The 9764-nt window shown below is 43.8% G+C and carries 8 protein-coding genes; 5 read left to right on the plus strand and 3 right to left on the minus strand.

Annotation, left to right across the window (positions count from 1 at the left end; translation table 11 throughout):
• Window positions 1-332: 332 nt before the first annotated feature.
• The 4 genes from AC805_RS10690 (at window position 333) to AC805_RS10705 (ending at window position 4594) form a co-directional block, all read left to right on the plus strand.
• A complete protein-coding gene (locus AC805_RS10690) occupies window positions 333-1307 on the plus strand; it encodes a DUF928 domain-containing protein (RefSeq protein ID WP_197278695.1) in 975 nt (324 codons plus the stop codon).
• Entirely contained in the window at window positions 1304-2452 is a 1149-nt protein-coding gene (locus AC805_RS10695; RefSeq protein ID WP_055075427.1) for a glycosyltransferase family 4 protein, read from the plus strand. Before AC805_RS10690 ends, AC805_RS10695 begins: the two co-directional genes overlap by 4 nt.
• A 229-nt stretch (window positions 2453-2681) precedes the next feature.
• Window positions 2682-3551, plus strand: a complete 870-nt coding sequence (gene argB / locus AC805_RS10700) for an acetylglutamate kinase (RefSeq protein ID WP_055075428.1) — start codon at window positions 2682-2684, stop codon at window positions 3549-3551.
• Between the two features lie 332 nt (window positions 3552-3883).
• Window positions 3884-4594 (plus strand): hypothetical protein, encoded by a 711-nt coding sequence (locus AC805_RS10705; RefSeq protein ID WP_055075429.1) that lies wholly within the window; start codon window positions 3884-3886, stop codon window positions 4592-4594.
• Between the two features lie 127 nt (window positions 4595-4721).
• Here the strand turns inward: AC805_RS10705 and rpmF are convergent, their stop codons facing one another.
• Window positions 4722-4898, minus strand: coding sequence for a 50S ribosomal protein L32 (rpmF, locus tag AC805_RS10710; protein ID WP_009628677.1), 177 nt, complete (start codon window positions 4896-4898; stop codon window positions 4722-4724).
• Between the two features lie 205 nt (window positions 4899-5103).
• Between rpmF and AC805_RS10715 the strand changes: the two genes are divergently transcribed.
• Complete coding sequence (locus AC805_RS10715; protein WP_055075430.1) at window positions 5104-6714, plus strand: SagB/ThcOx family dehydrogenase; 1611 nt, start codon at window positions 5104-5106, stop codon at window positions 6712-6714.
• Window positions 6715-6951: 237 nt separating this feature from the next.
• Here AC805_RS10715 and AC805_RS10720 read toward each other — a convergent pair whose 3' ends face one another.
• Both AC805_RS10720 and AC805_RS10725 read right to left on the minus strand, forming a co-directional pair.
• Window positions 6952-8076 (minus strand): glycosyltransferase family 4 protein, encoded by a 1125-nt coding sequence (locus tag AC805_RS10720; protein ID WP_055075431.1) that lies wholly within the window; start codon window positions 8074-8076, stop codon window positions 6952-6954.
• A gap of 29 nt (window positions 8077-8105) precedes the next feature.
• Window positions 8106-9554 (minus strand): hypothetical protein, encoded by a 1449-nt coding sequence (locus tag AC805_RS10725; protein WP_055075432.1) that lies wholly within the window; start codon window positions 9552-9554, stop codon window positions 8106-8108.
• Window positions 9555-9764 lie beyond the last annotated feature (210 nt).

Consider the following 9764-nt stretch of genomic DNA (forward strand, 5'->3'; position numbering starts at 1 on the left):
GCGTGCGCCGCAGGTTTTAGATCGGAATTTTAATTATGCTGAGGTATTTAGCTAGTTTATTTATGCTAAATATTATGGAGATTTAATGATGAAGATTGCAGTTTATCCGAGATGATGGCTTAGGAATTACGCAACAAACGAATTTTAGAAGTTATCCCTAAATAAGTAAGTGGGCTTAATTAAATATAAAACCCTAAAACCTGTAGCGTACGCTGCGCGTGCGCTACAGGTTTTGATTCTGGGTTTTAATTATGCCCAGATACTTAGTCGTAAGTTCCTCTATAAGTGTTTCCACCATTTTATGAACCATGAGATTTAAAAAAACTATTTCTATGAGTAGATCGCCGATCGCTACAACTATCTTGACCTTCACATTTACGGTATTAACAGCTTTCCCTTGGTGGGGTGTGAAAATATTGAGCTATTTCTTCTCATCGGAAGCGATCGCTCAAACTTGGTTATTGGCGCAGTTTAACGGAAGTAACTATGGATTGGGGCTACCCAAAACGGCAAGTACGGGCGGTGGCACTCGCTTGTTTGATTCCACCACGATTAAAAATGGCTCCTTCTCCCATCCTAGCCGTGGACTTCCCTCTGTGCATAGTAGTGGAGGTAAACACCCTTGCAATCCCAACATAATTAGAGATGGAAACTCTCCAAAGCCGAGCGAAACGAGTCCGTCTTTAAAATTACCTTTCATCATCTTGATTACGCCTGAAGATGGGGCGAAAACCGCAAGTCCTCAACCGACGCTGTATTGGTATTTAAATGATGGGAATATTCCTGAAAGCGCCAGTGAAGGAAAGGATTCGCCAAATTCAGCTCATACAGATGATTTGGATGGTCAGCTTAGCTTGTTTATGGACGATCCCGAACCGATCGCAGTTTTTCAAATTGAGATGGAAATGCATGGCGGTTTGTCTAGCTTTAAATTACCGCAATCGGCTTCTTTAAAGCCAGACCAGCCCTATAAATGGCAGATTGTGGTGGAGGATCGCCTTTGCCAAAAAGTTACTGTCAGCGGTTGGATTATGTATAAACCAACCGAAGAAAATCTTAAGCAATCCTTGAATCTGGCTTTAACCGATCGCGATCGCGCCAAGGTTTACGCTCGTTTAGGATATTGGTTTGAGGCGATCGATGGCTATGCCAATTGGTTGAAATTTAAGCCCAATGATACTCAAGCCCTGAGAGAAGCAGGTGAACTTTTAAAGGCAGGGCTGGCTAATAATCAAAATTTGGACTTTGAGTCTTTTAGTAAGCAACTTGAGATCGATGAGTCTTCCTTGCCTAGCAATAAACCATGATAGAAAAACGAATTTTATTTGTAAGCTATACCGCAGTTTTGGGTGGTGGAGAGCTTTGCTTGCTCGATTTTGCCCATGCCTATCGCGATCGCAGTCAGGTGTTGTTATTAACTGACGGCATTTTAAAAAATCGACTGGAGGATGTGGGTGTAAAAGTAGAAGTCTTGCCATCTTCGCGATCGCTGGCAGAGGTAAAAGTATCAAGCGGGCTAGCCTCATGGAAATCCATCGGCGATCTATGGCGACTGGGCAGGCAAATAGCTCAAAAAAGTCAAGATTTTGATTTGATTCATGCCAATAATCAAAAGGGATTTGTGGTATCAGCGATCGCAAGATTACTCGGTGGTGCGCCTGTCGTTTGGCACTTACATGATATTTTGACCGCGAATATTTTTAGTGCGACCAATCGCAAAATTGCCGTTACGCTAGCCAATTGGTTTGCTAGCAGAGTAATCGTTAATTCTCAAGCCACGGGCGACGCATTTATCGCCTGTGGTGGTAAGCGGCAACTGCTCCGCACGGTTTATAACGGGTTTGATTGCACAAAATTCGATCGCATTAACGATCGGCAAGCAACGCTCCGTGAAGAATTGGGCATTCCGCGCGATCGCCCTTTAGTGGGGATGTTTAGTCGTCTGTCCTATTGGAAAGGACAACATATTTTGCTGGAAGCTGCCCGTGAATTGCCTGATGTCCATGTTTTACTGGTGGGTGACGCGCTCTTCGGTGAAGCAGAATATACGGAGAAGCTGAAAAATATTGCTGCCCAACCCAGTCTAAAAGGGCGTGTCCATTGGCTCGGCTTTCGCCAAGATATTCCTGCCTTAATGAAAGCCTGTGATGCGATCGCCCATTGTTCGACCGCCCCCGAACCCTTTGGAAGAGTAATCGTCGAGGCTCAGTTAGCCAAAAGACCCGCGATCGCTACTATGGGTGGTGGCACGGGAGAAATTATTGACGATGGCATAACAGGGCTATTGATCCCTCCGAACGATCCCCATCTACTTGCCAAGGCGATGCAAAAAATTTTTAGCGATCGCGAATTTACGAAGGCGATGGTTGCGGCAGCCTATATCCAAGCCCAAACTAAGTTTTCGATTTCCTCCGTATGTCAAGCTTTTGCAATGGCGATCGCAGGTATATAGCTGTCGCCAAATGTACTAGGACATAAAACCCAAGAATTAATTGGCGGCGCGAAGCGCCGCCAATTAATTCTTGGGTTAAGTAGCGACAGCCCGTAATTAACTTTGGGGTTTACGGAGAGTTTCGTAAAAGTTGTCAAATATTAATAAATACCTAGATTCGCTTATCTATAGGTGTAATTGAAGTTGTAAGGTTAATCAAAGTATTTTTTAAGAATAGTCGAGGCGTTAAATGATCACAGACAGCGATCGCGTTCAGATTCTCAGTGAAGCACTGCCTTATATGCAGCAATTTGCAGGACGCACTATTGTCGTTAAATATGGTGGTGCAGCCATGAAAGAAGAAAATCTGCGACAGGATGTGATTCGTGATGTCGTTACGATGTCATTCATGGGACTGCGCCCCGTGCTAGTGCATGGTGGCGGGCCTGAAATCAATACATGGCTGACTAAGCTCAATATTGAACCACAGTTTATTAATGGGTTGCGCGTTACCGATGCCGCCACGATGGAAGTTGTGGAAATGGTATTAGTAGGACGTGTTAACAAGCAAATTGTGGAAATGATCAACCTTGCTGGCGGTTCTGGTGTGGGACTATGCGGCAAGGATGGCAACCTGATCCGCGCCCGTCCCCAAGGCAATGATGAGATCGGCTTTGTCGGCGAAGTCAGTGGCATTAATATTGGGCTACTCTCCACATTACTAGAGGCAGGACATATTCCCGTTGTATCCAGCGTTGCCACCGATGAAACAGGTCAATCCTACAATATTAATGCGGATACCGTTGCAGGTGAACTTGCGGCGGCGCTAGGAGCTGAAAAATTGATTCTACTCACTGATATTGCAGGCATTTTGCATAATTACAAGGATCCCAGTACTCTCTATCGCAGTTTAACTATTCAAAAAGCAAGAGATCTCATGAATAGTAATGTGGTTAGTGGTGGCATGATTCCCAAAGTGCAGTGTTGCGTGCGATCGCTAGCTCAAGGGGTAAGAGCAGCTCATATCGTTGATGGTAGAGTACCGCACTCACTTCTATTGGAAATCTTTACGAACAGTGGTGTTGGCTCGATGATCGTTGCTTCGGAAACATTGCTTTAAAATCTAGCTATAAAACCTGCGGCGTACGCTGCGCGTGCGCTACAGCTTTTGATTCTGGGTTTTAATTATGCCCATCTATAGCTACCGCCAGTCTTGTTAGGACAAAATCAGCACCCAAGATCGTGTTGTCGCGCGGAGCGCGACAACACGATCTTGGGTGCTATGTCCTGATACAGTTGGCAGTAGCTATACTTAGTGCCAAAAATTAAAACTGGTATAGCTATAGTCAGTAACGTTAGAAACCGAATAGAGAGTGGCGGCGCTTCGCGCCGCCACTCTCTATTCGGTTTGTTAAGTGAATATAGCTAGCTATATATTATCGGGATGAAATTATGGCTGACGATCCAGAAAATCTAGAAAAGCAAAAAAAGAACGCCGAGCAGTCCCAAGGTCATAGTCAGGATAGTGATGGGGCTGCAAAATCAGATAGCTCGAAATCTGGCAGTCCAAAATCAGATAGCTCGAAATCAGATAGCTCAAAATCAGATAGCTCGAAATCTGGCAGCTCGAAATCAGATAGCTCAAAATCAGATCGATTTAAAAGATTTAACCTTCCTAGAGTTGGTTTGCCTAAATTTGATTCCTCCCAATTTAGGCTACCAAAGCCAAAGTTACCTTTCAAAAAAATCAATTTTTTGGGGCTATGGCTGGGAATCATTTTAATTAGTTATGTCTGTATGGGGTATTTTCTTGCAGTCCTAATGACTATCCCCGCCCACAAAAATTTAGCGATCGCAGGTTTTACGATCGTGGGGCTATTCCCCATTATTACTGCCTTTGCTGACTATGCTCTGATGAAGTGGGGGTACTTAATCAGTGGTTTGTTGATCGTGGGTGGTTTGGTGTTTGTAATTCGCTTGAAGTTTTATCTTTCGGTGGTGGCGATCGTGGTGTGGGTGGGGTTAACAGCGATCGCATTTGTTGGTGAAGTGCTTACCAAAAAAAGAAAATTTTGGATAGCGATCGTGATATTAACTATTCCTTGTTTAATAGGGCTAGGACTCGGTTATCAGTTATGGAAACTAGCAACTTCATGGAGTTAACATCATTCATCAAGCCCAAGGATAGAGTGGCGGCGCTCTGCGCCGCCACTCTATCCTTGGGCTTACGGTTATCAATAGGCAAGCTGAGGGCAAAAAAAAGACGAGCTTGGCTCGTCTTTTTTTAAGATTACTCTTCTGTTTCAGCCTCTTCAGCCAGCGGATAGACAAAACCATCATTTTTGCCTGAGAGGATGGACTTACCTAAGGAAATAGCTCTTTGGGCATGAACTGCGGCTTTGCGTTTCCATACTGCTTTACGGCTATCTCTCTTAGATTTAGAAGTTTTCTTCTTGGGTACTGCCATGACGTGATCCCTATATTAAACGTGATAATTTCCTAATCTTGAATGATGAATTTCAAATTAGGAAATTTTTGACAACCTTTCTATCATATGCCAAATCATGGTTGTTGCGATCGCAATTTTTGACTAAACCTAAAAAGTAATGACGATTCATGACTTGCTCCTACTTTCAGGGTTTAAGATTAGTCAGCCGCCTATTTGCAAATTCATGCCCGAAGCAAGACTTTCCTTCGCCGAACATTATCACGAGCGTACGAAGTATGCCCCTGAAACCCTTGCTAGAAAAAGCCAAGGTCTAGATTGGAATACCCAGCCATCGCCCTATAAGGACTATAAAATTGGGACAAGATACGACCTCAAGCCCTATTTGACCGAGGAGATCCAGTCCGATCGCGATGGTTTATTAGCGAGCCGATGGCGAAGGCTGTCACGGTTGCTCTTTTGTAGCTATGGGTTGACGGCAAGAGTACCGACGGTAACAGGCGAAGATTTTTATCTAAGGGCTGCGCCTTCAGCAGGCGGTTTATATCCTGCCGAGGTATATTTAATTTCCGCAGGAACTCCCCTTTTGTCCGCAGGGATTTATAACTATCAGGTGCGCACCCATAGCCTAATTCATTTTTGGCTAGACAGTAATGTTTGGGGGGATTTGCAAAAGGCTTGTTTTGGTCATCCCACCTTACAAAATACAAGTATGGCGATCGCCATTACTGCCGTATTTCAGCGATCGGCATGGCGCTATCAAGATCGCGCCTATCGCCGCATTTTTCTAGATACGGGACATTTGCTCGGAAATATCGAGCTAGCTAGCTCGATCGAGGACTATCAGTCCTATCTCATTGGCGGCTTTGATGATGAAGCCGTCAATGAATTGCTATTTTTAGATAAACAGGTGGAAGGAGCGATCGCGATCGTCCCTATTGTCGATCTACAAGACGAAGAACGAACTGGGCGTGGGCAGGAATCGCGGGAGCCGTTGCCGCGATCGCTCAATATGCCCAAGGGACTCATGACCGCGTTACCCTCACCCGTGGTTTCCAGTTATCCTCAAATTCCCGATGGTGAACTATTGCCCTATTTACACCAAGCAACACAAATTGCGGAAATGCCCAAGCAGAGGGCTATATTAGAGCCAGTAAGCCCGATCGAGCCCCAGAGCGATCGAGGGAACAAACCAGATCTCGATAAGTATAACTTTCCTTTCTGTAGCAAGGTTAGCACCGCAACGGAGAGCATCCACTGGGGCGACGATCTGGAAATGCTGGAGAATACGATCTTGCAGAGGCGATCGACCCGCGAGTATAGTGGCACTAAGTTAGAACTCGCAGAACTCAAAGCCATTCTCGACTTTACCTATCAGCCCCAACACTATACCGATCAAGGCTTTGATGGCAGTCCCGATTATTTTGACCTCAGTTTGATTGAAACCTTTGTGGCTGTTACAGGCGTAGAAGATTTGGAAGAAGGATGCTATTACTACGCGCCCAAATCGCAAGAGTTACGCCAAATTCGCTTTAAAAATTTTCGCGAAGAATTGCATTATCTTTGCCTCGGTCAAGAACTCGGACGCGATGCGGGAGCCGTAATTTTTCATACCGCTGATCTCCAAAAAGCGGTGACGAAATATGGCGATCGCGTTTATCGCTATTTACATATGGATGCGGGACATCTCGGACAGAGATTAAATCTGGCGGCGATCGGTTTAGGCGTTGGTGTCAGCGGTATCGCGGGATTCTTTGACGATCTCGTTAACGAAGTTTTGGGAATTCCCAATGACGAAGCTGTTCTCTATATTACGACTCTAGGCAGACCCCGCTAGATAGAGATGTTATGCTTTGCGCAACGATTCCTTAATTATCTAAGTAGCTAGGCATAATTAAAAAACAAAACCAGAGAGCGTACTGCCCACATAGCGGGCGGTACGCTCTTCTAGGTTTTAATACCAATTCACGAAAGTGTGACAACACTTTTGTGAATTAAAAACCAAACCTAGTAAAGGTTTGAGAAACTAAAAATGGCGTAGCCATTTTTAGTTTTGGTATAAGTTTACTTATGCCTAGCTACTTAGCAATTCTGTAAATAAATGGAGATATTGTTGGGCTTTACTTCGCCAACTGTGCTGTTCGGCGATCGCGCGTGCTGATTTGCCCATTCTTGCCCTCAGATCGCCATTAATACTTAACTCCGTCATCGCTTGGCTTAAGGCTTGCGCGTCTTCTGGATCGTCTAGAATTATGCCGCATTCATTCGTAATAATTGCCGCCACCCCTGATACAGCAGTAGTAATTACGGGAAGCCCTGAAGCCATCGCCTCACTCACGACCATCCCAAAAGGTTCGTAACGCGATGGAAACACAAAAAAGTCAACGGCTTGCATGATTTTCGCCACATCGCGCCGATAGCCCAAGAAGTGAACGCGATCGCTTACCCCTAATTGTCTGGCAAGTTCTGGATAGGGGCTTCTTTCCGTATTGCCAACTACGGCTAAATGTAAATTAGGCACATTTACTAGCGCCTTGAGTACCGTATCTAAATTCTTGCGATTGGTTCTAATGTCTCCCGTAAATAGTGCCAAGTTAACTCGATCGGGCAATCCAAAGCGATCGCGAGTTTCCGATTTTGGCGTAAATTCTTCGAGATCCACGCCATTATAAATTATGCGAATCCGATCGCGAGAAATCCCGATGTCAATTAATTCCCGTTGAATATTGTCAGATACAGCCACCACTATTTTGGTTCGCTGCAAAGATTGTTTTTCCCATCGAGCATTTAACGCCGTAAATAGCCATTGATAAGCGCCGTAGAGATCTTGGCGAATTTTCCAAGTATGGGTGGGCGATCGCAACCAAGCACTATGCACAAAATGGATGACATTCACATCGCTAGCAGCGGCAGTTACTGCTCCGCAGGCTAAAACCACATCAAATTTATGGCGATGCGATCGTAACCAGCTAGAACTTTTTTGAGCGAATACTATACCGCGCAGTAACTCAGTGGGGAATCGATCGACAGGCAAACTAACACATTCAATTAAGGGGTTGTCTAATAAATCACTTTCTATTTTTCTAGTTACTAAACTAAGGTGATGATTGCAACGAACTGCCTCTAAAACAAGCTCGTAATTCGCTCGACCTTGACCATCACTTTTAATTATATAAGGCGTTACGATACAGATTTTCATTGATATATTGATATTCCTTTTGATATTCCTTAAATCTCTTTTCCCTTAAGTAATTCATTGAATTGTAGGCTTTGCTGGTTATTCCAATATCGCTGTCCTGCTAAACCAATACCAATAAAGCTCCAAATAATGATGCCATGAATTCCTGCTGTAACCCGAGTAGCGAGAAAGAAAGCAAATGATTTTACCAACACGGAACAACAAGTTGTAATAAATAAGTCGTTACGATACTTTCCTAAATTTTTAAATAAAGTAATCGCACATAGTAAAATTGAAGCTGTATAGGGTAAAGCGCCGATCCATCCTAAATCTAGAATTAAGGATAAAATCCCCGCATCTACAGTGTCGTTAACCCCAATTCCATCTCCCATAAAGTTGAATATTCCATTCTCAAAGAAATCCTTGTAAATATTTTGTCTAATTGAAGCACTGGTATCATTTTGCAGATCTCCCAACGTCGAGAACCTTGTGGCGATTGTTCCTGCAAAGGGTTCCATAGTACTCAGGGGAATGATGCATACTAACAAGACCACAACAGTTAATACCAAACGCAACTGCTGCTTTGGCTTGAGTGAAGAGCTGAACAAAATCAATCCTCCAAACCAACCTAACCATCCCGTTCGCACCGCACTCAGTAGTAGCGATAGGATTCCCGCTCCTGCGGCGGGAACGACTAATCCACCTTTACAACTAAATACAACTAATAGGCTACTAGTAATCATATCGGCGAAAGGACCAGGAGAGTTAATTGTACTCCATACACGCATTCCAAAAGGTTCGGGCTTTCCAGCACTAGAATCCATCTTTGAGCCAACTAGCCATAATCGATCCCACTCAGGAGCCACAATATATTGATAAATTCCATATAATCCAACAAGCAAGCATCCCCATAGGAAAACCCGTTTGAAGGTTTTACTGTATTCAGGATATCTCTGCCAATGGACGAACAGATGATAGCCGAATAAAATCGGAGTTATCCACCCTAAAAAGGCTACACTTGCCTTAATAAAAGAAGTTCCTGGGTTCAGTAATCCGATAAAATAAGCATAGATGACACTTGCTAGGGCTAGAGCAAAGGGAGCTGTTCCCTGTTCTCTTGCTTTGGGCAAGTTAAAATACATTGTGTGAAATGAGATAAGAATAATTAAGCTCGGTGCTAAAAGAATGGGACTAGAATCCACAAAAGCCCCAGATCGAAAATCTGACAGTCGGCGGACGAGCGGAGTTAAAAAGAGGCTCCACCACATAAAGCCAATGTAAAAGTTGGGATATCGAAAATAGAAGAACCATCCTACAACTAATGAACCGAGAGGAAAGGCAATATTGAGGATTTTGCTGCCAACGCTGCCAACGGAAATTAAAAGTATTGTGGTGAGTGAGAAGATGATTACCGCCAACCATGCTTCTGATGTATTTTTGGAACTAGAGTCTTGACTGGGATTTAAAAGATGAGATGAGAAGCTATGGCGATCGCTCATATTTGTTATTTAATTTGTTATTTAATATGTTGTTTAATCATGGTAGATTGCATCTAAAATTTGGATAATCATTCAGATGTTAGCAAAATTTTTAAATTGCGGTAGTAATTAGCTAGGCATAATTAAAAAACAAAACCAGAGAGCATACCGCCCGCTGCGCGGGCGGTATGCTCTTCTGGGTTTTAAGTTTACTTATGCCTAGCTACTTAA

It is taken from the genome of Pseudanabaena sp. 'Roaring Creek' (assembly GCF_001402795.1).
Taxonomy (GTDB): domain Bacteria; phylum Cyanobacteriota; class Cyanobacteriia; order Pseudanabaenales; family Pseudanabaenaceae; genus Pseudanabaena.

Coding starts and splice junctions, on each gene's coding strand:
- AC805_RS10720 (WP_055075431.1), bottom strand. CDS start 8,076: ATGAAAATCTGTATCGTAACGCCTTATATAATTAAAAGTGATGGTCAA.
- AC805_RS10725 (WP_055075432.1), bottom strand. CDS start 9,554: ATGAGCGATCGCCATAGCTTCTCATCTCATCTTTTAAATCCCAGTCAA.
- AC805_RS10695 (WP_055075427.1), top strand. CDS start 1,304: ATGATAGAAAAACGAATTTTATTTGTAAGCTATACCGCAGTTTTGGGT.
- rpmF (WP_009628677.1), bottom strand. CDS start 4,898: ATGGCAGTACCCAAGAAGAAAACTTCTAAATCTAAGAGAGATAGCCGT.
- argB (WP_055075428.1), top strand. CDS start 2,682: ATGATCACAGACAGCGATCGCGTTCAGATTCTCAGTGAAGCACTGCCT.
- AC805_RS10715 (WP_055075430.1), top strand. CDS start 5,104: ATGCCCGAAGCAAGACTTTCCTTCGCCGAACATTATCACGAGCGTACG.
- AC805_RS10705 (WP_055075429.1), top strand. CDS start 3,884: ATGGCTGACGATCCAGAAAATCTAGAAAAGCAAAAAAAGAACGCCGAG.
- AC805_RS10690 (WP_197278695.1), top strand. CDS start 333: ATGAGTAGATCGCCGATCGCTACAACTATCTTGACCTTCACATTTACG.